Below are 22,504 nucleotides of genomic sequence, written 5' to 3' on the forward strand. Positions count from 1 at the left end.
GAGTATTTTTTTTCATGTTTTCAAATCGGAAACATGTATTTGGCCTGCTTTTTTGTCTGAAAAAGCTGAGTAGTTACCACAAATCTACATAGCGACCCTTTTGTATAAGTATGAAAAGTCTTGGTGGTGGGGAGGACTTAGTTTTCTTTTACCGTTCGGACTCAATGTGTATATATATCAAATTATTATATTAGAAAATCGAGTGGGGATATTGTTTGAAGGACTAAATTTAAGTGAAAGAAAATTATGGAGAAAAATATATGTTCTTGTTTGCATGCTTCGGATTTCTTGCATCACCAACATGAATATTTTGATCAGTACGGTATAATGAAAACAAGAAATTAGAGAGAGATAAAAAATGAAACTTCGTATTTGTGAAATAACGACAGAAAATCGGCATGAAATTGCTAAGTTAAAAGTAACAGAGGAACAGCATAAATTTATTGAAAGTACAGTTGAAAATTGTTTAGTTGATGCTGAAACAAAATATAAAGAAGATGCAATTTCGGTAGGGCTATATGATGGTGATACACCTATTGGATATGCAATGTATGGCTGGTTTGAGGAAGAAGAAAAGGCTGTATATTTAAATCAATTTGTCATCGACAGTGCATGCCAAGGAAAAGGGTATGCAAAACCATTATTACGTTTGTTGATGGACCATTTTAACACAGAATATAATTGCAAAGTTATGTATTTAAGCATACATCCAGAAAATAAACTTGCACAAAAGTTATATGAATCAATAGGCTTCCATTTAACTGGTGAAATTGAAGATGAATGGTTACATGGAAAAGGATTTATAATGAAACGTATGCTGGATTAATAAAAACCTGTCCGGAAGATTAGTATCTTTCAGGCGGGTTTTTTATTTTAAAATAGCATTATAATTTAAAATTGAAACATTACGATTTTTATATTAAATTCATAAAATTGTAATATTAATCTAATTGAAATGTCTATCTAAGGAGAAAAATATCGTGTACAATTCACTTTGGAAAAACTGTCCATAGATGGATGCCTATGAATGAATTGTAAAAAAACGATATTTTTATACACATTTTTCATGTATAGACAACAATACATATTAAATGTATTTCTTATCATTATCCCGTGATGTAAAAAAAAGGAGAACTCATCATAAAACATAGAGAAAGATGAGGAGGAATTTTAGACTTAAAATTTTTTTCTATATAAGAAAGCGAATACATATAGGGAATAAAGGTAAGCGATATTGGGGCGCGAAGTTTTGTTGTGTATTTAAAATGGTTGTATAAAGATAAATTGATTTTGCAGTAAATGAATATATCTATGATGGTTTGCATTACAAAAAGAACAGGGGACACAGATTATGTCGAAGAAAAAGAGTAGTAGGGTATTAGTGGCTGGGATATGTATATCTACATTATTATCGCCAGTAGCTTTCGAAGCATCGAAAGGATATGCAGCACCTTTGGAAGAGAATAAAGGTGGGAATTTAGAAGAGGTTAAAGAGAATAAGTTTGAGCAGAGAACGTTTCAGTTGCCGGGAAAAGGTAGTGTGGAAGAAGAGCAAGAGCGTTTAAAGATGCAATTAGCTTTTTCGCCTAATGAACCGACTGGAATTTATACAAAACCGAATGAAAAAATTAGTATTGAGATAAAAGGAAATCAGCCAATTAAGGCATTTATAGGGACCCATTCTTATGAAGAAGCAGCCCCGAAAGAATTTGATTTGAAACCGGGAAAAAATGTGATTTCCTCACCTAATGGAGGTATTTTATATTTTTATAATTTAAATAGATCAGGCGAGGTAACAGCAACTGTTACAAATGGAGGTACTCATTTTCCTTTATTTGTATTAGGGAAACATACGAAAAAAGATTGGGATGAAATGCTAGAAAAATATAAAGATCCTTATGCCGTTGAATTAAAAGGTGAGAGAAGTTTAATTACTGCGAGTTATAATGCTGTTCAAGATCATATGAACGATACAGATCCAACAAAGTTAATGAAATTACATGATAAGATTATTCGTTTGGAAAATGCAGTAGCAGGATTATCTGAGGACGGTATTGGAGTCGCAAAATCTCCAAATCATTACGTTCAGTTTGTTGAAAAACGGAATCCGGATGAAGATGATTATATGTTTGCAACAGATTATCGTACAGCATATATCCCAAAAGTAATGAATAGAGTATTGGATTTAGAAGTACTTGAAAAGGATGGTTGGGGACCATGGCATGAAGTTGGACATTTACATCAACAAAGGCCGTGGGACTGGGATACTGTTGGGGAAGTAACAGTCAACATTTATTCTTTAGCAGTACAAAAAGCATTAGGGAATAAACTAGACATGGAAGAACATTATGAAAAATCATTTGAGTATTTAGAAAGACCTATTGCCGAAAGAGTAATTGATGAAATTGATCCGCTTACGATGTTTTGGCAATTAAATATCGTTTATGGGGAAGATTTTTATCCTACATTGCATCAAGCGTATCGCTTGTTATCTGAAGAGGAATTGCCTACTTCTGATGAAGAGAAAAAGCAAATGTTTGTTTATATGACATCAAAAGTGGCAGGACAAAATTTAGTTCCTTTCTTTAAAGAATGGGGATTAACTCCAAGTGATGAGACTAGAGAAAAAATAGAAAAATTAAATTTACCTAAATTAGAAAAAGAAATATGGAAAGCTACAGATAGTAATGATATTCGCGAGAAGCAAGTTGAACCGTATAAAGTTCCGTATGGTGAACCTGCTAATGAGGTACAAAACCTTGTAGTTGGTACGAATTTTGATGAAGAAAAAGCGGGTAAACTTGTTCAAAATTTAGGTGAGAATGTAAAAGTAACAGGTAAGATTATATGGTCTAAATTAGACGCTGGAAAACAGGAAGTGTTAGTAGAAATTGAGGATGAGAAGGGAAATAAAAATTCAATTCCTGTTCAAGTTAATGGTATTTATGGTGACAGTATCATTTTTCAAGGGATTTCAAATGATGTAATGTCAACAGTGACGCTTCGTCACAATGAAAAAGAATTAAATATAAACTTTACTAGTAATAAAATACATTACCGTTTTGAAAAAGAAGAATATATGGGTTTGACAGTATATGATCGAAATGGAATTGAAAAGAAACGTGTATCAGCAGAAGGGCAAGAAACTGGAAAAAGATTTGCTGAACTAAATGGAGTGGATTTTGAATATGGAGATGTAGTGAAAGTGTATCATGCCGAGTCAGGTCGTTTAATTTGGTACAAAAATAGTGAGTTAGTTGGAAAAGGAGATAAGAAAAAGTTTAAAGAAATTTCCTTCAAGATTACTCCAAATGGCTTAGAACAAGTGCAATAATAAAAAAAGCTCGTAAAACATTATGTTTTACGAGCTTTTTTTATTACTCAGCTTCAGAAACTACTGTGAAGCGTTCGTTTACGTGTTTTGGATTTTCGATTTCATCAAGTGCTGCAACTGCGAAGTCTTCGTAACTTACGTAGCTATCACCTTTTGCGTTAACAAGAAGATTGTCTTGTCCAGCTGTATAAGAACCAGTACGTTTTCCTAATGCGAATAGTGCAGAAGGGCTGATGAATGTCCAAGTAATATCGTTTGTTTGTTGCAAGATTTCTAAGTTTTTACCTTGGTTTTGAGCTGTTGCAAGGTATTCATTTGGGAAACCTGGCGTATCAAATACACGCGTTGTTTTCTCTTCGTCTACAAACAAGCTTCCAGCGCCGCCAACTACAAGTAATTTTGTGTTAGGTGCACCTTTCATAGCTTCAATTAGTACGTTTCCTGCATCTACGTGAAGATGTTCTTCTCCTGCTGGAGCGCCGAATGCATTTACAACTATATCAAATGCTTGTAGGTCATTAGATGTAAGAGCGAATACATCTTTCTCTAAAACTTTTATATTTTCTTCTGTAATTTTTGCAGCGTTTCTTACGATTGCAGTTACTTCATGTCCGCGATCTAATGCTTCTTTTAAAATACGACTTCCTGCTTTACCAGTTGCTCCGATGATTCCGATTTTCATAATAAATCCCTCCAAAGTGTTTTGTTAAAGTGTATATCTGAAAGTAAATGAATTTGTTGTAATAAGGTTTGTTACAACCTGATGTAATCATTATAGTTACAGGTTGGTGTTTTTGTCAATGGGGTAGTTTGTATATTTACTTTTTGTTTTAGTATGTACAGTTAAAGGGAGGAGAGTCATAAAGATATTGTTACTTCGTGTCTGGCTAATATTTGGAAATTGCAAATTGTCGAAAAATGTTGATTTTTAAATGTTTTTTAAATATAATTCGTTTTATGGAGAAAAGGAGGGGTTAATTGTATGAATATTTTAGAGCAATTTGTTTCATCAACGAATACAATTCTTTGGTCATATATTCTTATTGCAATGTTAATTGGTTTAGGTCTTTATTTTTCTATTAAATTGAAATTCGTACAAATTACTCATTTAGGGGAAATGGTTCGATTAATGAGTGATGGATTAACTGGAAAGACGCGTAAAAAAGGTAGTGTATCTTCTTTCCAAGCGTTCTGTATGAGTTCAGCAGCTCGTATTGGAATCGGGAACTTAGCCGGTGTAGCGTTAGCTATTTCTATGGGAGGACCTGGAGCGGTATTTTGGATGTGGGTTATTGCGATTGTCGGAGCGTCTTCAAGTTTCGTGGAAAGTACGCTTGCACAAATTTATAAAATAAAAGATGGCAGTGGCTTCCGTGGTGGTCCTGCTTATTATATGGAAAAAGGTTTAAATAAACGTTGGATGGGAATTTGGTTCTCTATCCTTATTACAATTAGTTACGGATTAATTTTCAACTCCGTACAAGCAAATACAGTTACATTAGCATTTAAAAACGCTTTTGGTATTGAACGTTACGTTGTTGGGATTGTATTAGCAGTATTAGTTGCGGTTATTATTTTTGGTGGCGTGAAAAGTATCGCGCGTATGTCTGAAATGATCGTTCCGCCAATGGCACTTATTTATATTGCAGTAGCAATTTTCGTTGTTATTAAAAATTATTATTTAATACCGGATATGTTTACAGAAATTTTTAAAGGAGCATTTGGTTTAGATTCAGCTGTAGGTGGCGGTATCGGTGCTGCAATGAAGTATGGTATTCAGCGCGGATTATTTGCGAACGAGGCAGGTATGGGTAGTGCGCCGAACGCGGCAGCAACAGCTGATGTAACGCATCCGGCGAAACAAGGTTTTATTCAAACAATTGGAGTGTTAGTGGATACATTCTTAGTATGTACATCAACAGCATTTATCGTACTATGTTCTGGTGCATATAAGGCAACAAATTTAGAAGGTATTGAATTAACACAAAATGCATTAAGTTCACAAATTGGCCCATGGGCAAGTAGCTTCTTAGCGATTATTATTTTCCTATTCGCTTTCAGTTCACTTCTAGGAAACTACTATTATGGTGAAACGAACATTGAATTCATTAAACAAAGTAAAACTTGGTTAACGATTTACCGTATTGCGGTAGTGGGAATGGTATTATTCGGTTCTGTTGCCACACTTCAAGTTGTATGGAATATGGCGGATTTATTTATGGGACTAATGGTAATCACAAACTTAATCGCGATTACACTTCTTGGCCGATTTGCATATGCTGCTTTGGCAGACTATGTAAGGCAAAAGAAACAAGGAAAAGATCCAGTCTTCAGTGCAGATTCTATTCCTGGTTTAACGAATACGGAGTGTTGGGATAAGCCAGTGGTAACAGATAAAGAAAAAGCAGTGTAATGAAAAGGCGAGCGTCGAGATAAATTCGATGCTCGTCTTTTTTGTTGTAGTAAATGATGAAAAGGGTGAGAGGGAATTATTAATATAATTTTGTTTGTTCATTATTCTCGTTATTTGTAGAGAACGCACTGTCTTAAAAGTATGACCGGTCGAATGGGATGAGTGATTGAGTATTGGATAAATGCACGTACTGGTTATATTTTTACGTAAAAAAACATATATGTTAATAAATTTAACATGTCCATGTTATAAAACCTAACATAAAATTCTTGATTACTAAAAGTTTTTAGAATATAATTTTCTTATTGTTAGGAAGAGGGGGCAATGCAATTATGGATTTTTTAGCTAAGGTAATTGGGGATGTAAATAATGTCCTTTGGTCATATGTCATTATTGCGATGTTAATTGGGTTAGGACTTTACTTTTCGTTTCGTGTGAAATTTGTCCAAGTTCGTTACTTCGGTGAAATGATTCGTTTGCTTGGGGATGGGGCAAGTTCGAAAACGAGGAAAGCTCAAAAAGAGAAGAGCGGTGTATCATCGTTCCAGGCTTTTTGTATGAGTACAGCTTCTCGTGTAGGTACTGGTAACTTAGCTGGTGTAGCTATCGCAATCTCAGCAGGTGGACCAGGAGCGGTATTTTGGATGTGGTTAATTGCGGTAATTGGGGGTGCTTCTGCATTTGTAGAGAGCACATTAGCGCAAATTTATAAAGTAAAAGATGGGAATGCATTCCGTGGTGGTCCAGCGTATTATATGGAAAAGGGTTTAAAGAAACGCTGGCTAGGAGTTGTCTTCTCTGTTCTAATAACAGTTAGTTTCGGATTAATTTTCAACGCCGTGCAGTCAAACACAGTAGCGGCGGCTTTTGATGGAGCATTTAACACAGATGGTAAGTTTGTAGGTCTGTTTATGGCTGGTTTACTTGCAATCATTATCTTCGGCGGAGTAAAACGTATTGCACGTGCGGTTGAAATGATTGTTCCAGTAATGGCAATTATATATGTAGCAGTAGCATTATTCGTTGTTGTAACAAACATTACGGCAATTCCATATGTATTTAAAGAAATTTTCTTACATGCTTTCGGAATTAAAGAAGTAGTAGGTGGGGGATTAGGAGCTGCGATTTTACTAGGGGTAAAACGTGGATTATTCTCAAATGAAGCAGGTATGGGTAGTGCGCCGAACGCAGCTGCGACTGCAAACGTAACGCACCCAGTTAAACAAGGTTTCATTCAAACTTTAGGGGTATTTACAGATACATTATTAATTTGTAGTTGTACAGCATTTATCATTTTATTATCAGATGTGCCTGGAGCGGCTGATTTAAACGGAATTCAATTAACGCAACAAGCATTAAGTCAACATATCGGACCGTGGGCTTCTATATTTGTAGCAGTTGCAATCTTCTTGTTTGCATTTAGTTCATTAGTGGGTAACTACTACTATGGTGAAACGAATATTGAATTCTTAAATGGAAGTAAAGTGTTATTAAATGCATACCGCATTGCTGTGCTTGGTATGGTTGTTTTAGGATCTGTAGCAACAATTCAAATCGTTTGGGATTTAGCAGATTTATTTATGGGGATTATGGCTGTTATTAACTTAGTTGCGATCGTATTCCTTTCTAAGTACGCTTTCGCGGCATTATCAGATTACGTTAAGCAAAAGAAACAAGGAAAAGATCCAGTATTCTACGCGGAGTCTATTCCAGGTTTGAACAATACAGAGTGCTGGGATAAGCCAGCAGTAGCTGATAAAGAAAAAGCAGTATAATGAGGTGAGCATCAAGTGAAACTTGATGCTCATTTTTTTGTTTTATCCTGCTATTTGTGAACGGTAAAACTCTCGATTGATACGGGCTAATAATCAGTGGGGATGATACTGATTAAAGTTTCGCTATATAATGTAAAAGACGAACATTCATGAACGTTTTATAATAAAATGTAATTTTTTTAAGAAAAGTGCGGATATGAGTTGTGATTTATGTTAGAATGGAAAATGCCTTTGAAACAAGAGGTTTTATGATCTTTCCTATCCGATTGAAGGTTTTAGAGGAGAAATGGAAAGTTCGGATTATTTCTTATTTCAAGTGGTCAGACGTTCAACGTTAATGAAGAGTTAAATGGAGGATTTTATTAATGAAGTTTGTTATGTTTCTTGTAGGATTGCTCGTTGTATTTGTACTCGGTTTTCTTATAAGTGCCGATCGAAAGAAGATTAAGTATAAACCAATCGCAATTATGCTTGTTATTCAGCTAGCGTTAAGTTATTTCTTATTAAACACGCAAGTTGGTTATATTTTAGTAAAAGGAATTTCAGATGGATTTGGCGCGCTTCTTGGATATGCGGAAGCTGGAATCGTTTTCGTATTTGGCGGTCTTGTTAATAAAGGAGAGGTTTCATTCTTCTTAACAGCGTTATTACCAATCGTATTCTTTGCCGTTTTAATCGGAATTCTGCAACACTTTAAAATTTTACCGATATTTATTCGTGCTATTGGTACTGCGCTAAGTAAAGTAAATGGTCTAGGAAAACTAGAATCATATAACGCAGTAGCAGCTGCCATTGTTGGGCAAGCGGAAGTATTTATTACAGTAAAAGATCAATTAAGTAAAATCCCAAAACATCGTTTATATACATTATGTGCATCTTCCATGTCGACAGTATCAATGTCAATCGTAGGTTCTTATATGAAAATGATCGAACCGAAATATGTAGTAACAGCACTTGTATTAAATTTATTTAGTGGTTTCATTATTATTCATATTATTAACCCGTACGATATTACAGAAGAAGATACACTGAAATTAGAAAATAAGAAAAAACAGTCATTCTTTGAAATGCTAAGTGAATATATTATGCTTGGTTTCACGATTGCAATCACAGTAGCGGCAATGTTACTTGGTTTCGTAGCATTAATTACAGCAATTAATAGCTTGTTGGATTCAATGTTCGGTATTACATTCCAAGCTATTTTAGGATACATTTTCTCACCATTAGCATTTGTAATGGGTATCCCGCAAGCAGAGATGGTAACAGCGGGACAAATTATGGCAACAAAATTAGTATCAAACGAATTTGTTGCGATGCTGGATCTTGGAAAAGTAGCTGGTGATTTATCAGCTCGTACAGTTGGTATTCTTTCTGTATTCCTTGTATCATTTGCGAACTTCTCATCAATCGGAATTATCGCAGGTGCAACGAAAGGTATCGATGAAAACCAATCAAATGTTGTATCATCATTCGGTCTACGCCTTGTGTACGGTGCGACATTAGTAAGTATTCTATCAGCGATTATCGTTGGTGTTATGTTATAAACAAAGATGGCCCTAGCTTATAGCTAGGGCTATTTTTTATGGTAAATTTGCATGAAAAAACCAATTAGTTAGGAATATATTAACATATAAAAATCTTTTAAAATTTATATTGCATTTCGATTAAATAACGCTTACAATTTGATTTGTAGGTGGTATCAATTTCAGACTTTCAAGTATGGTAGGAGAGAAGAAGCTACCTTTTATAAATTGCAATTTATGTAAACGCTTACCGATTTTAGAAAACAGTTGAATAATATTTAGGGGTTTTAAATTTTTTTAACATCAATGGTCAGACGTCATTCGTTATACGTTATACGACCAATAACTCGTGGGAGAAGTGGAGGATTCACATATGAAGATCGTAATGTTTCTAGTCGGTTTACTTGTAGTATTTGTACTAGGGTTCCTTATCAGTTCAGATCGTAAGAAAATTAAATATAAACCAATTGCACTTATGCTTGTCATTCAATTGGTACTTGCGTATTTCTTACTAAATACAAAGGTCGGATTTGTATTAGTAAAAGGGATTGCAGATGGATTTGGCGCTATTTTAAAATTTGCGGAAGCAGGGGTTAATTTCGTATTTGGTGGTTTAGCAAATGATGGACAAGCACCATTTTTCTTAACAGTATTATTACCAATTATTTTCTTAGCAGTATTAATCGGGATCTTACAACATATTAAAGTTTTACCGATTATCATCCGTGCAGTCGGTTTCCTATTAAGTAAAATTAACGGCTTAGGAAAACTAGAATCATATAATGCAGTAGCAGCTGCAATTGTTGGTCAAGGTGAAGTATTCATTACAGTAAAAGATCAACTAAGCAAATTACCGAAAAATCGTTTATACACACTTTGTGCATCTTCCATGTCAACAGTATCGATGTCAATCGTCGGTTCTTACATGAAAATGATTGATCCAAAATATGTAGTAACAGCACTTGTATTAAACTTATTTAGTGGATTCATTATCGTTCATATTATTAATCCATATGACGTAAAAGAAGAAGACGACATTTTAGAATTACAAGAAGATAAAAAACAAACATTCTTTGAAATGTTAGGCGAATATATTATGCTTGGTTTCTCTATCGCTGTAACAGTAGCGGCGATGTTAATCGGTTTCGTAGCATTAATTACAGCAATTAACGGTGTGTTCGATTCAATTTTCGGAATCACATTCCAAAGCATTTTAGGATACGTTTTCTCACCATTAGCATTCGTAATGGGTATTCCAACATCAGAGATGCTAACGGCAGGACAAATTATGGCAACGAAATTAGTAACGAACGAATTCGTTGCAATGCTTGACCTTGGAAAAGTAGCTGGCGATTTATCAGCTCGTACAGTAGGTATTTTATCTATCTTCCTTGTATCATTTGCAAATTTCTCATCAATCGGAATTATCGCAGGTGCAACGAAGAGTATTGATGGCAAACAAGCAAACGTTGTATCTTCATTCGGATTAAAACTTGTATACGGTGCAACGTTAGTAAGTATATTATCAGCTATTATCGTTGGGGTTATGCTTTAATAAAAACAAACGAAGTCGTTTATCTCTCGCCTAGAGGGATGAACGACTTTTTTATTTTGGTATGATAAATAATATAGAGAGGGGGAATTAGGGTGAAAGAATCGGATAGTTTAAGGGAGTTTGATGAGATTATAGAGAACATTAATCATTTAACTGGAGAAGATGCTAGAGCGTTTTTGAAGTTTATACATGGATATTTAAGCATAGTAGAAGAAGGAGATGGGACTTTTACTAATAGTAACTTTGTTGAAAAGGTTTCAGGGCTTTATAAGAAAGATTTGGCGAGGGTTATTCAGCTTAGAGAAGAAATAAAAAAATCACCTTAATACATTCATTAAGGTGATTGAAATACTATTCAGCTGGAGGCGTAAATGTACGTTTCTCTAATTCAGCGTCTAGCATAAATAATGCGTTTGAATCGCTTGTAATACGTTTTAATTTTTGGATGATGCTATCGAATGAAGATTCTTCTTCTACTTGCTCATCGACGAACCATTTTAAGAATGTAATTGTTGCATGCTCACGCTCATCCCAAGCGATATCAGATAAGTTGTAAATACGCTTCGTTACTTCACGCTCGTGCTCAAGTGCCACTTCAAAAGCGTTCAGTACAGATTCGTATTTGTTATTTGGATTATCAAATCCAGTAATAATAGCGCGCTCACCGCGGTCATTAATGTAGTTGTAAAGCTTCATTGCGTGGAAACGTTCTTCTTCAGCTTGTACAAGGAAAAAATTAGCGAATCCATCATAGCTCTCCGCCGTACAGTAAGCAGCCATCGCCATATAAGCATGGGCAGAGTAAAATTCAAAGTTCATTTGATCGTTTAATGCGTCGTGCAATTTTTTAGATAACATAAAATCCCCCTTAGTATTGTGACAAGAACATTATACCATAATTGATAATATTCTCATTTGGATACTTCGAACCTTTTCGAAAGCTTTGTGACGTGTGCCTCCATAATGTCTTGTAAATCTAAATCATATTTTTGTGAAAGAATAATAAGATTAGATAGTACATCACCAAGTTCTTCTTTTAACTCTTGTTTTAGTTCTTCTTCTGTTTTCACTTTTTCGTCAGGACGATCACGGCCAATTTCGATTGCGCGAACAACGCGTGAAACTTCTCCGACTTCCTCTGTTAAGAAATTTAAGCGAATAAAGGAATTATACTGTGACCAGCTTCGTTTTTCGTAAAATTCCTCCACCCATCTTTGAAATGCGACGATATCCATTTCTTCCTCATCCCTTCAATATGTTGTACAATATTCATTGTATCATAACAATATATAGTTTCGGGGTGTAGGAATGAGAAAGATTTGTGTGTTTGCAGGTTCCAACTTAGGGGAGAGGCCTGAATTTAAAGAGCAGGCAATAGCGTTAGGAAAAATGTTTGTTGAGAACGATTATGAGCTTGTATACGGTGGTTCTTGCGTTGGATTAATGGGAGAAGTGGCAAACGAAGTTCTTCGCTTAGGCGGACGTGTAACAGGTGTTATGCCGCGCGGTCTATTCCGAGGAGAAATTGTTCATACAGGGCTAACAGAATTAATTGAAGTAGAAACGATGCACGAGCGCAAAGCGAAAATGGCAGAGCTTGCGGATGCTTTTATTGCATTACCGGGCGGATACGGAACGTTTGAAGAGCTATTTGAAGTAGTATGTTGGTCACAAATTGGTATACATAATAAGCCGGTTGGTTTATTGAACATAAAAGGCTTTTATGGACCAATTTTGCAAATGGTTGAACGTGCAGCAGAAGAAGGATTTATGAATCCATCAAATAAAGAGTTGATCGTTTCAGCTGAGACGGCAGATAAACTAATTCATGCAATCCAAAATTATGTGCGTCCTGTTTTAGGAACGAAGTGGAAGCAGCTATCATAATACAATTTTATAGATGTTTTTGGAAACACATGTCATTTTATCTTGAAAAGGCATGTGTTTTTAATTTAGTTAAATATGTTAATGTTAAGATGTAATATTTTAGGAAAAGGAGAAATAGATGGAGGAGTTTGTGTATTTACGTCCTGTTTTTAAAAGTATATTAGCAGCATCTATTCTTGTTATGCTAATTGTTTCAACACAGAAGAAAGAGCTAATTAATGAATTTTCGCTTTGGTTTATTTCGATATTGTGTATCGGTGTTGCCGCGATAACGTTGTTTATGTCTGGGTTTATCGTTGATGAGTATAATCTAGCTGGGGATGCACAGAGTTTTGGCATGTTTATTGCAATTGGCTGTATTAGCGGTTTGAATTTTATTATTTATTATAGACGGCAATAAAAGAAGGCATTCCGTATTACTTTGGAATGCCTTTATCACTTTGATTACTTTGTTTTTTATACAGGTACCAGCCACCCCAGCCGCCACCAATTGCTACAACAACGAGGAAAGCATAGTCTTTAACCTCGACACGTATATTGAAAATATTAGCTATAAGTAAGAGAATCCCAACTGTTATTAACGCAAAAAATGCTCTAATTAAGTAGTCTTTCAACTGAACCACTCCCGCCATTTAAGTAGTAAATGATGAATATGGAAAAGCTTTTTTGGATCTATTTTACTAAAGGATGTTACCTATATTTTAACATAAAAGGGATTGTAATATATTGATAAAAGTAGAGGAGAGGGGTGCTAATATTGTCGTGTTTTGTCGGTAAGTCGATATATTGGAAAAATCGCTGATATATTTGATGGAATCGCCGATATAATGCAAAAATCGCTGATATAAATTTCATGTACTGATATGCGCGATTAACCCCATAGAAAAAAGCGACTCTGAACGAGCCGCTTCCGCTTTAAATGATATCCAGCTCCGGTGACTAGAACAGTCGGTCATTTCGCGCCTTCCTGTGAGGCAAAAAGCGCCTCTTCGTCAGGAGCTCCAATGCCCTCTTGTTCTGAGCAAGTCACCTCCGCTTTTAATATTATCCAGCTCCAGCGGCTAGAACAGTTGGTTGTTTCACTCCTTCATTCGAGGCAAAAAGCGCCTCGTAATCAGGAGTTCCAACACCCTCCTGTTCTGAACGAGCCGCTTCCACTTTTACATAATATCCAGCTCCAGCGGCTAGAATCTCCGGTCATTTCGCTCTCTCGCTCGAAGTAAAAAGCGCTTCAAGGTCGAGAGCTCCAATGCCCTGCGATTCTGAGCAAGCCGCTTCCGCTTTTAAATATATTATTGATTCAAGAACGCGCGTAGCATCCAAGCGTGTTTTTCTAGTTCTGTGTAGATGCCTAATAGTAGGTCAGATGTCATTTCGTCATCAGAGTTTTGAGCGATTTCCATGCCTTTTTTCAGTTCGACTAGCATCATTTCGTAGTCTTTCATAATTGATTCAACCATTCCTTCTGCAGTTTCGCCGTATGCTGCTTCTTGAATAGAAGATAGTTCTAAGTATTCTTTCATTGTTGCTACTGGTTTGCCGCCAATTGCTAAAATGCGTTCTGCAATTTCGTCGATGTGAGTAGCTGACTCTGTGTAAAGTTCTTCGAATTTCTCGTGTAATGTGAAGAATTGAGGTCCTTTTACGTACCAATGGAAGTTGTGTAATTTTGTGAATAAAACGCTCCAGTCTGCTACTTGTTTGTTTAATACTTCGATTACTTGTTTGTTCATTATGATCAATCTCCTTTTGAGTTGTTATGTTATATCAATTACTAATTTATAATAATTATAATCTAGTAATTTGTATAAATCAACCCTTTTGCTGGAATTAATTTGAACAAATTATGAACTGTTATAAATAAAAATCCCTATTACTGTGGAGTAATAGGGATTTTTATTTTGATATATAGCTCTTGTTCTAAACGAGCCACTTTCGCTTTTAATGATGTCCAGCTCCAGCGGCTAGAATCTCCGGTCATTTCGCTCTCTCGCTCGAAGCAAAAAGCGCTTCAAGGTCGAGAGCTCCAATGTCCTGCGATTCTGGACGAGCCGCTTCCGCTTTTAATTATTACACAGCCTTCTGTTTCTCTTCTACATCCTGTCCATCCCAACACTCTGTATTCTGTAAGCCAGGGATAGAACTTGCAACGAAGACAGGATCTTTTCCTTGTTTCTTTTGCTTTATATAGTCTACTAAAGCTGCGTATGCAAACTTGCTAAGGAATGAGATGGCAATTAAGTTTGTGAATACCATTAGTCCCATAAAGAAATCAGCTAAACTCCAAACTGTTTGAAGGGCAGCGATAGATCCGAAGAACACCATTCCGACAACTGCAACACGATAAATCAGTAACCATGTTTTGCTTTCTTTAATGAATGCGATGTTTGTTTCACCATAATAGTAGTTTCCTAGTAAAGAACTGAAAGCGAATAGGAAAATAATGATCGCTAAGAAAGTACTTGCCCACGGTCCGATTTGTGAACTTAATGCACTTTGTGTTAATTCAATACCTTGTAAATTTGTTCCTTTGTACAGTCCGGAACATAATACGATAAATGCTGTTGATGTACATACTAAGAATGTGTCCACGAAAACACCTAATGCTTGAACAAGTCCTTGTTTTACAGGATGAGATACATCTGATGTTGCTGCTGCGTTAGGAGAACTACCCATACCTGCTTCTGTCGCGAATAGACCACGCTGAATTCCGAACTTGATTGCTGCTCCAATACCACCAGCGATAGCTTGGTCTAAACCGAATGCACCATTAAATATTTCCATAAAAATGCTTGGTAACATAGTGAAGTTGTTAATAACGACAAAAATTGCCACACCAATATAAATAATTGCCATTGGAGGAACAATCATTTCTGTAATACGTGAAATGCTCTTGATACCACCGAAAATAATAACTGCAACTAATAAAGCTAATAGAGCTCCTACGATCGTTCGCTCTAATCCAAAAGCATTTTCAAACGCTATTGTTACCGTATTTGCTTGTACTGAATTGAAGATTAATCCGTACGCAACTGTAATAAGAAGTGAGAACCAAACACCCATCCAGCGTTTGTTTAATCCTTTTTCCATGTAATATGCTGGTCCACCACGGAACCTGCTGCCATCTTTTACTTTATAAATTTGCGCGAGCGTACATTCTACGAAACTAGTAGCTGCTCCGATAATTGCGATAAACCACATCCAAAATATTGCACCAGGTCCACCCATTGAAATGGCTAATGCTACACCAGCTAAATTTCCGATACCAATGCGCGCTGCTGCACTTAAGCAAAATGCTTGGAATGGAGAGATGCTATCTTTCTTTTTTTCTTTTCGATTAAACCCTTTACTAATTAAACTGACCATCTCACGGAAATGAGTAATTTGGACGAATTTTAATTTGAAAGAGAAATAAAGACCGAAGCCGATTAGCATTGCAATAAGAATATATGACCATAAAATATTATTCGTTACCTCAAGGAATCTGCTAAAGATATCAACCATATAATACACTTCCTTTTTTCCGTAATAAGAAAATTATATGCAAAAAATATACGAGAATCAATTTTTCTAAAAAATTATGTTACATAAACATATTTTGTGTTATGATTATGTTACATCGTAATATTTTTAGAATTATTTACATTTTAAAAAACTAAATGTAAAGCGAGAAAGAGGGGATAATTTGAAAGAAGAAACTTTATTGAAAGTAAGCCTTAAAAGTTTGAAAATGAGAAGTAATATATTTTTTATCATTACATCTTTAAGTATCTTTTTAGGAGCCACTTATTATTACAATAAAAGATTTCCAAGTCACAGGTATCCTGAATGGTTAGAATTTCTAAAATTGATTTAATGAACAAAAGACAGAAAAACAGAAAATTTAAATAAAGAAGTTATGGAGGAGCTAAATATGAATATTAGAGAAAGTGAACTTCCGGGTATTGGTTATAAGTTTCAAATCGTTACGAAAGGTAACGAAAAGATGGTGATTGTTATTCATGATGATGGACGTAGAGAAATGTATCATTTTGATTCAGATCATGAAGAAAGCATCTCAAGTATTTCATTACGTGACTCAGAGGCAAGACAAATTGCAGCAATATTAGGTGGAATGGTATACAAGCCTAGAGCATTAGAAAATGTTGAAATGGTCTTTGAAGGTTTAGCGATTGAGTGGTTTAAAGTAGAGAATGCTGCTCCAGCGCTTGGAAAAACAATCGGTGATCTTGAAATAAGAAAAACATATAGCGTAACGATCATTGCAGTTATGAAAAAGAATATGAAAAAATTATTTAATCCCGGGCCAGAAACGGTAATTGAAGAAGGCGATATGCTTGTAGTTTCAGGCGAGAGAGAAGAAATTAAAAAGATTATTAATGAGTTACTTTCGAATAGGGGGACTGACTAGATGGATACGTTAATTTTTGAAGTTGGTACAGCGTTAGTATTAGTTGCAATTGCGGCAGTAATTGCTGGAAAGTTTAAATTCTCAGTAATTCCGTTTCTAATTGTTCTTGGAATGTTAGTAGGGCCACACGCGCCGACAATAGGTGTTATCGATTTCAAGTTTATTGAAAGTGCAAGTGTCATTTCCTTCCTTGGACGGATTGGGGTTCTGTTCCTTCTGTTTTATCTAGGACTTGAGTTTTCGATGAAAAAACTAATAAAATCTGGACGTTCTATTGCGATTGGCGGAACGATCTATATTTTAATTAACTTTTCACTTGGGTTATTATACGGATTTATAATGGGATTCCCTTTACTAGAAATCTTAATTATTGCGGGTATTATTACGATTTCTTCTAGCGCTATCGTTGCAAAGGTGTTAGTGGACTTAAGAAGAACTGGTAATAATGAGACCGAATTAATTTTAGGAATTATTATGTTTGAAGATATATTCCTTGCTGTATATTTATCAGTTGTCTCTGGTTTAGTTCTAGGGGATCATGCTTCCTTCCTAGGTGCTCTTACTTCAATTGGAATTGCTCTAGGATACATGCTTCTATTCTTTATTGTAGCTAGAAAGGCGACGCCGTTATTAAATAAATTGCTCAATATTAGTTCAGATGAAATTTTCATTATTGTAGTATTTGCTTCGTTATTCTTTATTGCAGGTTTCTCGGAAACAATTCACGTTGCCGAAGCAATTGGAGCACTTCTTTTAGGATTAGTTTTCTCTGAGACAGAGCATAGTGACAGAATTGAGCATCTCGTTGTTCCATTTAGAGACTTTTTCGGAGCTATTTTCTTCTTTAGTTTCGGATTAAGCATTGATCCGTTTTCATTAGGCGGAGCGATATGGTTAACGTTAGGTGCTGTCCTTCTTACAATCATCGGTAACTTTATTGCAGGAATGATTGCAGGGCGACAAGCTGGATTATCTCATAAAGCGTCAACAAATATTGGATTAACAATCGTTTCAAGAGGAGAATTCTCCATCATTATGGCCAATATCGGAATCGCCGGTGGTTTAATGTCAGTCTTGAAACCATTCTCGGCACTATACGTGCTTATACTATCCATCTTAGGTCCACTTCTGACGAAAGAGTCAAAGAATGTATATAAATTTTTAAATAAAATCTTTAAGTGGGATACGAAGACTAGCTAATTTTAAAAAATAAAAGTACAAGATATTTACTGCTTGTACTTTTATTTTTTGCAATGAAAAAAGTAAAGAGAGGTACATAATGTTAGGAGAGTTGATTCATTCCGTTTTAGTTTTTCTAGAAGGACTTGGTTATTGGGGAATTATGCTTGGATTGATGTTAGAGGTTATTCCGAGTGAAATCGTATTGTCTTATGCAGGTTATTTAGTATCAACAGGAAGCATTACGTTTTGGGGCGCTGTCGCGTTCGGTACAATTGGTGGTGTAATCGCACAATTATTCATTTATTGGATCGGTCGATACGGAGGAAGACCCGTCCTTGAGCGATATGGAAAATATATTTTAATTCAAAAGAAACATATTGATTATGCTGAAGATTGGTTTAATCGTTACGGAACTGGCGTTATTTTTACAGCGCGTTTTATTCCTGTTGTGCGTCATGCTATTTCGATACCAGCAGGGATTGCAAAAATGTCACATGCTAAGTTTATTACGCTAACTACATTAGCTGTTATTCCGTGGTCAATTGTATTTGTATATTTAGGTTTTAAATTAGGAAGAGAGTGGGAAAGTATTAATAAAGTCGCTGGGCCATATGTGAAATACTTTGCACTTGCTGCTATTGTTTGTACAATTGGTTACTTTGTATTAAAAAAAATGATGAAAAAAAAAGTGATTACGTAAAAAGAATCTATGCTGACATAGATTCTTTTTTATTGTCATTTTTCGAAAGGGGAAAGAGTAGGTTTAATATTTTACATATTGTGGCATACATATAGGAAAAGGGAGTTTGGAAAGGGGATTATAGAAAAATGGAACTCCAGTTTCAAAATGTATATCAACAGGTGGAGAATTGGTATGTGTTGGATTCGGAGCTTCCTTGGGATGTCAAAAGGCTTAGAGATGATTTGTTTTCACTGATTGAAGTATGTAAAACACCAGTTATTTTTTGTGATACGTGTGATGCGAATCATGTGCTTCTATCATTAGGAGAAGAAGAAGAGGAATTCTTATTCCCAGTAGGTGGTTTTTATCATAAAGAAAAACAATTAATTTTTGTTTGCATATGGGAAGAGTATGAGCAGGTGCTCAAAACACTACTGCATGAATTTCGCCATGCGATGCAGCATAAGAGGGAAGTATTGTATGTTGGAAGTGAATTGTACGAAGATAGATGGATTGAGAAAGATGCGAGAAAGTTCGCGGAGAGGAAGTTAGATGAATATAAAAATAGAAAGTTAATGTAAAGCATAGTGGAGAAATGGCACTGTGCTTTCTTTATTAATTACTAAAAGTAAGTGATTGACTTTTATAAAGTTTAGTTCTAAACTAATGGTATGAAATGAGCGAGGTGATAGAATGAAGACAGAAGATAGACTCGGATTACTATTATGGTTTCGTTTATCACGTTTTTATAACAAAAGTATTCGTGAGACGAATCAGCATTTGAAAGAATGGAATGTATCTGCCGCTCAGTTTGATGTGCTAGCTCAAGTTGGAGGACATAATCGTCTAACGCAGCAAGAGCTCGGAAATAAACTATTTGTTACGAAGGGAAATATCACGCAGCTATTAAATAAAATGGAGCAGCTGGAGTGGATTCATCGTGAACAAGAAGGTACTACAAAATATATTTCGTTAACAGAAAAGGGAGAAGCTTTATATGAAGAAATCGTCCCGCCTCAAGAAACGTTCCAAGCGGAGCAGTTTCAAAATTTAAATGTAGAAGAACAACATCAATTATTACAATTACTAAAAAAATTACAGTGAGAAAAATTTTAAAAATAAATCTTGAATTCGAGATAATATGAGGTGAAGGATATGTTTAGAAAAGTTGATCATAAAAATATGGGAAGAGCAAATCACGGTTGGTTAAATACACATTTTCATTTTTCCTTTGCGAATTACTATAACCCGAATAATATGAACTTTGGAGCATTGCGTGTAATTAATGATGACCTAGTAGCGGCACAAACTGGTTTTGATATGCATCCGCACCGTGATATGGAAATCATTTCGTACGTTGTAGATGGTGCTTTAACACATGAGGATAGCATGGGGAACCGCGGAACAATTGAGCGAGGACATGTTCAATATATGAGTGCTGGCACAGGTGTATTTCATAGCGAGCATAATTTAGGAAATGAAACACTACGTTTATTACAAATTTGGATTTTACCAGATCGTGCGGATCATAAACCAAACTATGGTGAGTTTACATTTGATTGGAGTAAGCGTGAAAATGAATGGTTCCATATGGTATCTCCAGTAGAAGGAGAGGCACCAATTCGTATTCACCAAGATGCGAATTTATATTCTTTATCGTTAGATGCTGGAAAAGAAATTCATTTTCCGGTGCAAGAAGGCCGTCAATTGTACCTTGTACAAATTGAAGGGAGTAGTGTAATAAATGGTGAAAATCTTGTTATGCGTGATGCAGCAGAAGCGATAGAAGAGGATATTCATATTGAAGCGAAAGAACGATCACACTATTTAGCAATCGAATTGAAAAAATAATAGAACGTTTATGGAAAAGAGGACATCGAATGGATGTCCTCTTTTTTTGAGTGGAATTGTCAGAAAAAACTTTCTCAATATTTAGAAAAAGGTATTGGCCCGGAAAATAAGAATTGTATAAAAGTGTCAAAAATCTTTATGGGAATGGGGAATGTTATAGTGAAAAAGCAAGTCATTTCATCAGCATTAGCGTTAACTGTTATAGCCGGAGGATTTGGAGCATTTGGAGCAACGACAACGAAAGCGGAAGAACAAAAAATTCAATATCATCAAGAATTTAAAACACCTGCATACATAGGTGAAGAATGGAAAGCACCGGAAGGACTAGATAAAAAAGAGACGGTCTTTCAATATTTAGAGAGTAAGAAAGATATGTTTAAATTAGCAGGAAATATTGATAAACACTTCAATGTCGTTGGAGAGGAAAAAGATGCTGAATCTGGTACGACACATGTGAAGTTAGTTGAGAAGCATAATAACATTCCTGTGTATGGTTCAGATCAAACTGTTACACTTGATAAAGAAAATAATGTAAAAGCATTCTTCGGACAAGTTATTCCGAATTTAGAGGATAAAAATATTCCTGCGTTTGCAAATATTAGTGCAGAGCAAGCTGAAACGATTGCAAAGGCAGATATTGAAAAAGAAGTTGGTAAAGTAAAGAATTATGACGGTGTGAAAAAAGATTTATTTGTGTATGAAAAAGATGGGAAGTACTATCTTGCATACTTAGTTAAAGCATCGATTTCAAAACCAGCTCCAGGATATTGGCATTATTTTGTTGATGCAACGAATGGAAATGTGATTGAGAAATATAACGCTGTAGATCACATTACAGGATTTGGTTACGGAGTATTGGGCGATAGACAATCATTTGAAATTGCTCAAGATGAGAAAACAGGAGCGTTCAACTTATTTGATGGTAAACGAGGACAAGGTGTTCACACATTTGATGCAGAAAATATGGATGAAAACTTGTTTAATTTATTCTCACAATGGCTTGGATATACAGGAGAAGAGGTTGAGAGTAAATCTAAGTTCTTCGAAGATAAAGCAGCGGTTGATGCGCATGTAAATGCAGGAAAAGTATACGATTACTACAAAAAGACATTTAATCGTAACTCTTTCGATGATAAAGGTGCGAAGCTTATTTCTACTGTTCACGTCGGAGAAAGCTGGAATAACGCAGCTTGGAACGGTGTACAAATGATGTATGGTGATGGCGATGGAAAAACATTCATTCCATTATCTGCTGGACTAGATGTTATCGGTCATGAATTAACGCATGCTGTAACTGAACATACAGCAAACCTTGTTTATAAAAATGAGTCAGGTGCGTTAAATGAATCGTTATCTGATATTATGGGTGTCATGGTTGAGAAGAAGAGCTGGGATTTAGGTGCTGACATTTATACACCTGGAAAACCTGGCGATGCACTTCGTTCTCTGAAAGATCCAGCATCTATTCCAAATCCATTAAAACCAAGTGAAGGTTACCCAGATCATTACAATAAACGCTACACTGGAACAGCTGATAATGGCGGCGTTCATATTAACAGTAGTATTAACAATAAAGCTGCATATTTAGTATCTGATGGCGGAGAGCATTACGGTGTGAAAGTAACTGGAGTAGGCCGTGAAGCGACAGAAAAAATTTATTACCGTGCTCTTACGAAATATTTAACTGCGAACTCTGACTTTAAGATGATGCGTCAAGCTGCTCTGCAGTCAGCTGAAGATTTATATGGTAAAAACTCTAAAGCTGTACAAGCTGTAACGAAAGCTTATGATGCAGTAGGCGTAAAATAATAAGAGAAAAAGACCTGACTAGGATGTCAGGTCTTTCTTTATCCAGAATTAACGGGCAGTAAGACCCCCACCTCAAAATTCA

At 35.6% G+C, this 22,504-nt stretch carries 22 protein-coding genes; 16 read left to right on the forward strand and 6 right to left on the reverse strand.

Annotated features, from left to right (window positions below; translation table 11 throughout):
* The first annotated feature begins 358 nt into the window (after positions 1 to 358).
* Both JDS99_RS24010 and JDS99_RS24015 read left to right on the forward strand, forming a co-directional pair.
* Positions 359 to 826 (forward strand): GNAT family N-acetyltransferase, encoded by a 468-nt coding sequence (locus JDS99_RS24010; protein ID WP_149236918.1) that lies wholly within the window; start codon positions 359 to 361, stop codon positions 824 to 826.
* 525 nt (positions 827 to 1,351) lie between these two features.
* A complete protein-coding gene (locus tag JDS99_RS24015; RefSeq protein ID WP_345943233.1) occupies positions 1,352 to 3,334 on the forward strand; it encodes a M60 family metallopeptidase in 1,983 nt (660 codons plus the stop codon).
* A gap of 43 nt (positions 3,335 to 3,377) precedes the next feature.
* On the opposite strand, the gene JDS99_RS24020 is transcribed toward JDS99_RS24015, so the two are convergent.
* Entirely contained in the window at positions 3,378 to 4,016 is a 639-nt protein-coding gene (locus JDS99_RS24020) for an NAD(P)-dependent oxidoreductase (RefSeq protein ID WP_199695825.1), read from the reverse strand.
* 300 nt (positions 4,017 to 4,316) lie between these two features.
* Here JDS99_RS24020 and JDS99_RS24025 point away from each other — a divergent pair, with 300 nt between their 5' ends.
* From JDS99_RS24025 to JDS99_RS24045, 5 genes are all read left to right on the forward strand, one after another.
* Positions 4,317 to 5,747, forward strand: a complete 1,431-nt coding sequence (locus JDS99_RS24025; protein WP_088064767.1) for an alanine/glycine:cation symporter family protein — start codon at positions 4,317 to 4,319, stop codon at positions 5,745 to 5,747.
* A 332-nt stretch (positions 5,748 to 6,079) separates the two neighbouring features.
* Positions 6,080 to 7,522, forward strand: coding sequence for an alanine/glycine:cation symporter family protein (locus JDS99_RS24030; protein ID WP_000346403.1), 1,443 nt, complete (start codon positions 6,080 to 6,082; stop codon positions 7,520 to 7,522).
* A 365-nt stretch (positions 7,523 to 7,887) separates the two neighbouring features.
* Positions 7,888 to 9,066 (forward strand): NupC/NupG family nucleoside CNT transporter, encoded by a 1,179-nt coding sequence (locus JDS99_RS24035; protein WP_199695826.1) that lies wholly within the window; start codon positions 7,888 to 7,890, stop codon positions 9,064 to 9,066.
* Between the two features lie 352 nt (positions 9,067 to 9,418).
* Positions 9,419 to 10,600: a NupC/NupG family nucleoside CNT transporter gene (locus JDS99_RS24040; protein WP_046960038.1), complete on the forward strand. Its 1,182-nt coding sequence runs from the start codon at positions 9,419 to 9,421 to the stop codon at positions 10,598 to 10,600.
* A 92-nt stretch (positions 10,601 to 10,692) separates the two neighbouring features.
* Positions 10,693 to 10,926, forward strand: a complete 234-nt coding sequence (locus tag JDS99_RS24045; protein ID WP_088064765.1) for a hypothetical protein — start codon at positions 10,693 to 10,695, stop codon at positions 10,924 to 10,926.
* Between the two features lie 25 nt (positions 10,927 to 10,951).
* Here the strand turns inward: JDS99_RS24045 and JDS99_RS24050 are convergent, their stop codons facing one another.
* Together JDS99_RS24050 and JDS99_RS24055 are read right to left on the reverse strand one after the other, a co-directional pair.
* Positions 10,952 to 11,458, reverse strand: a complete 507-nt coding sequence (locus tag JDS99_RS24050; RefSeq protein WP_046955624.1) for a ferritin — start codon at positions 11,456 to 11,458, stop codon at positions 10,952 to 10,954.
* A 53-nt stretch (positions 11,459 to 11,511) separates the two neighbouring features.
* A complete protein-coding gene (locus tag JDS99_RS24055; RefSeq protein ID WP_000355764.1) occupies positions 11,512 to 11,835 on the reverse strand; it encodes a MazG nucleotide pyrophosphohydrolase domain-containing protein in 324 nt (107 codons plus the stop codon).
* A 73-nt stretch (positions 11,836 to 11,908) separates the two neighbouring features.
* Between JDS99_RS24055 and JDS99_RS24060 the strand changes: the two genes are divergently transcribed.
* Positions 11,909 to 12,487: an LOG family protein gene (locus JDS99_RS24060; RefSeq protein ID WP_097907639.1), complete on the forward strand. Its 579-nt coding sequence runs from the start codon at positions 11,909 to 11,911 to the stop codon at positions 12,485 to 12,487.
* 118 nt (positions 12,488 to 12,605) lie between these two features.
* The gene (locus JDS99_RS24065; protein WP_098088797.1) at positions 12,606 to 12,887 is read left to right on the forward strand and encodes a hypothetical protein; all 282 of its coding nucleotides are present in this window, start codon (positions 12,606 to 12,608) and stop codon (positions 12,885 to 12,887) included.
* A 16-nt stretch (positions 12,888 to 12,903) separates the two neighbouring features.
* On the opposite strand, the gene JDS99_RS24070 is transcribed toward JDS99_RS24065, so the two are convergent.
* The 3 genes from JDS99_RS24070 to JDS99_RS24080 all read right to left on the reverse strand — a co-directional run bounded on the left by JDS99_RS24070 (position 12,904) and on the right by JDS99_RS24080 (position 15,991).
* On the reverse strand, positions 12,904 to 13,101 hold the full coding sequence (locus JDS99_RS24070) for a hypothetical protein (RefSeq protein ID WP_000656314.1): 198 nt from the start codon (positions 13,099 to 13,101) through the stop codon (positions 12,904 to 12,906).
* A 678-nt stretch (positions 13,102 to 13,779) separates the two neighbouring features.
* On the reverse strand, positions 13,780 to 14,220 hold the full coding sequence (locus tag JDS99_RS24075) for a Dps family protein (protein ID WP_001041898.1): 441 nt from the start codon (positions 14,218 to 14,220) through the stop codon (positions 13,780 to 13,782).
* Positions 14,221 to 14,557: 337 nt separating this feature from the next.
* A complete protein-coding gene (locus tag JDS99_RS24080; RefSeq protein WP_088064763.1) occupies positions 14,558 to 15,991 on the reverse strand; it encodes an alanine/glycine:cation symporter family protein in 1,434 nt (477 codons plus the stop codon).
* A gap of 409 nt (positions 15,992 to 16,400) precedes the next feature.
* Between JDS99_RS24080 and JDS99_RS24085 the strand changes: the two genes are divergently transcribed.
* From JDS99_RS24085 to nprB, 7 genes are all read left to right on the forward strand, one after another.
* On the forward strand, positions 16,401 to 16,898 hold the full coding sequence (locus JDS99_RS24085; RefSeq protein ID WP_001026071.1) for a cation:proton antiporter regulatory subunit: 498 nt from the start codon (positions 16,401 to 16,403) through the stop codon (positions 16,896 to 16,898).
* Entirely contained in the window at positions 16,899 to 18,098 is a 1,200-nt protein-coding gene (locus JDS99_RS24090) for a cation:proton antiporter (RefSeq protein ID WP_088064762.1), read from the forward strand. It abuts the gene before it with no gap.
* A 79-nt stretch (positions 18,099 to 18,177) separates the two neighbouring features.
* Positions 18,178 to 18,780: an undecaprenyl phosphate transporter UptA gene (gene uptA / locus JDS99_RS24095; protein WP_088064761.1), complete on the forward strand. Its 603-nt coding sequence runs from the start codon at positions 18,178 to 18,180 to the stop codon at positions 18,778 to 18,780.
* A gap of 128 nt (positions 18,781 to 18,908) precedes the next feature.
* Positions 18,909 to 19,343: a DUF3920 family protein gene (locus JDS99_RS24100; protein WP_000422822.1), complete on the forward strand. Its 435-nt coding sequence runs from the start codon at positions 18,909 to 18,911 to the stop codon at positions 19,341 to 19,343.
* Between the two features lie 112 nt (positions 19,344 to 19,455).
* The gene (locus tag JDS99_RS24105) at positions 19,456 to 19,866 is read left to right on the forward strand and encodes a MarR family winged helix-turn-helix transcriptional regulator (RefSeq protein ID WP_088064760.1); all 411 of its coding nucleotides are present in this window, start codon (positions 19,456 to 19,458) and stop codon (positions 19,864 to 19,866) included.
* Between the two features lie 51 nt (positions 19,867 to 19,917).
* On the forward strand, positions 19,918 to 20,613 hold the full coding sequence (locus JDS99_RS24110; protein ID WP_088064759.1) for a pirin family protein: 696 nt from the start codon (positions 19,918 to 19,920) through the stop codon (positions 20,611 to 20,613).
* 159 nt (positions 20,614 to 20,772) lie between these two features.
* Positions 20,773 to 22,422 carry a neutral protease NprB gene (gene nprB / locus JDS99_RS24115; RefSeq protein WP_142291828.1) on the forward strand — a complete coding sequence of 550 codons (1,650 nt, stop codon included), beginning with the start codon at positions 20,773 to 20,775 and terminating at the stop codon, positions 22,420 to 22,422.
* The last annotated feature ends 82 nt before the right edge of the window (positions 22,423 to 22,504 follow it).

Source organism: Bacillus cereus group sp. N6, from assembly GCF_016483705.1.
In the GTDB taxonomy this organism is placed as follows: domain Bacteria; phylum Bacillota; class Bacilli; order Bacillales; family Bacillaceae_G; genus Bacillus_A; species Bacillus_A wiedmannii.

Excerpts from the sequence above, each read along its gene's own strand:
- JDS99_RS24055 (WP_000355764.1), bottom strand. The coding sequence starts at position 11,835 with ATGGATATCGTCGCATTTCAAAGATGGGTGGAGGAATTTTACGAAAAA.
- uptA (WP_088064761.1), top strand. The coding sequence starts at position 18,178 with ATGTTAGGAGAGTTGATTCATTCCGTTTTAGTTTTTCTAGAAGGACTT.
- JDS99_RS24040 (WP_046960038.1), top strand. The coding sequence starts at position 9,419 with ATGAAGATCGTAATGTTTCTAGTCGGTTTACTTGTAGTATTTGTACTA.
- JDS99_RS24060 (WP_097907639.1), top strand. The coding sequence starts at position 11,909 with ATGAGAAAGATTTGTGTGTTTGCAGGTTCCAACTTAGGGGAGAGGCCT.
- JDS99_RS24080 (WP_088064763.1), bottom strand. The coding sequence starts at position 15,991 with ATGGTTGATATCTTTAGCAGATTCCTTGAGGTAACGAATAATATTTTA.
- JDS99_RS24025 (WP_088064767.1), top strand. The coding sequence starts at position 4,317 with ATGAATATTTTAGAGCAATTTGTTTCATCAACGAATACAATTCTTTGG.
- JDS99_RS24075 (WP_001041898.1), bottom strand. The coding sequence starts at position 14,220 with ATGAACAAACAAGTAATCGAAGTATTAAACAAACAAGTAGCAGACTGG.
- JDS99_RS24110 (WP_088064759.1), top strand. The coding sequence starts at position 19,918 with ATGTTTAGAAAAGTTGATCATAAAAATATGGGAAGAGCAAATCACGGT.
- JDS99_RS24015 (WP_345943233.1), top strand. The coding sequence starts at position 1,352 with ATGTCGAAGAAAAAGAGTAGTAGGGTATTAGTGGCTGGGATATGTATA.
- JDS99_RS24100 (WP_000422822.1), top strand. The coding sequence starts at position 18,909 with ATGGAACTCCAGTTTCAAAATGTATATCAACAGGTGGAGAATTGGTAT.
- JDS99_RS24020 (WP_199695825.1), bottom strand. The coding sequence starts at position 4,016 with ATGAAAATCGGAATCATCGGAGCAACTGGTAAAGCAGGAAGTCGTATT.
- JDS99_RS24065 (WP_098088797.1), top strand. The coding sequence starts at position 12,606 with ATGGAGGAGTTTGTGTATTTACGTCCTGTTTTTAAAAGTATATTAGCA.
- JDS99_RS24105 (WP_088064760.1), top strand. The coding sequence starts at position 19,456 with ATGAAGACAGAAGATAGACTCGGATTACTATTATGGTTTCGTTTATCA.
- JDS99_RS24085 (WP_001026071.1), top strand. The coding sequence starts at position 16,401 with ATGAATATTAGAGAAAGTGAACTTCCGGGTATTGGTTATAAGTTTCAA.
- JDS99_RS24090 (WP_088064762.1), top strand. The coding sequence starts at position 16,899 with ATGGATACGTTAATTTTTGAAGTTGGTACAGCGTTAGTATTAGTTGCA.
- JDS99_RS24035 (WP_199695826.1), top strand. The coding sequence starts at position 7,888 with ATGAAGTTTGTTATGTTTCTTGTAGGATTGCTCGTTGTATTTGTACTC.
- JDS99_RS24010 (WP_149236918.1), top strand. The coding sequence starts at position 359 with ATGAAACTTCGTATTTGTGAAATAACGACAGAAAATCGGCATGAAATT.
- JDS99_RS24050 (WP_046955624.1), bottom strand. The coding sequence starts at position 11,458 with ATGTTATCTAAAAAATTGCACGACGCATTAAACGATCAAATGAACTTT.
- JDS99_RS24030 (WP_000346403.1), top strand. The coding sequence starts at position 6,080 with ATGGATTTTTTAGCTAAGGTAATTGGGGATGTAAATAATGTCCTTTGG.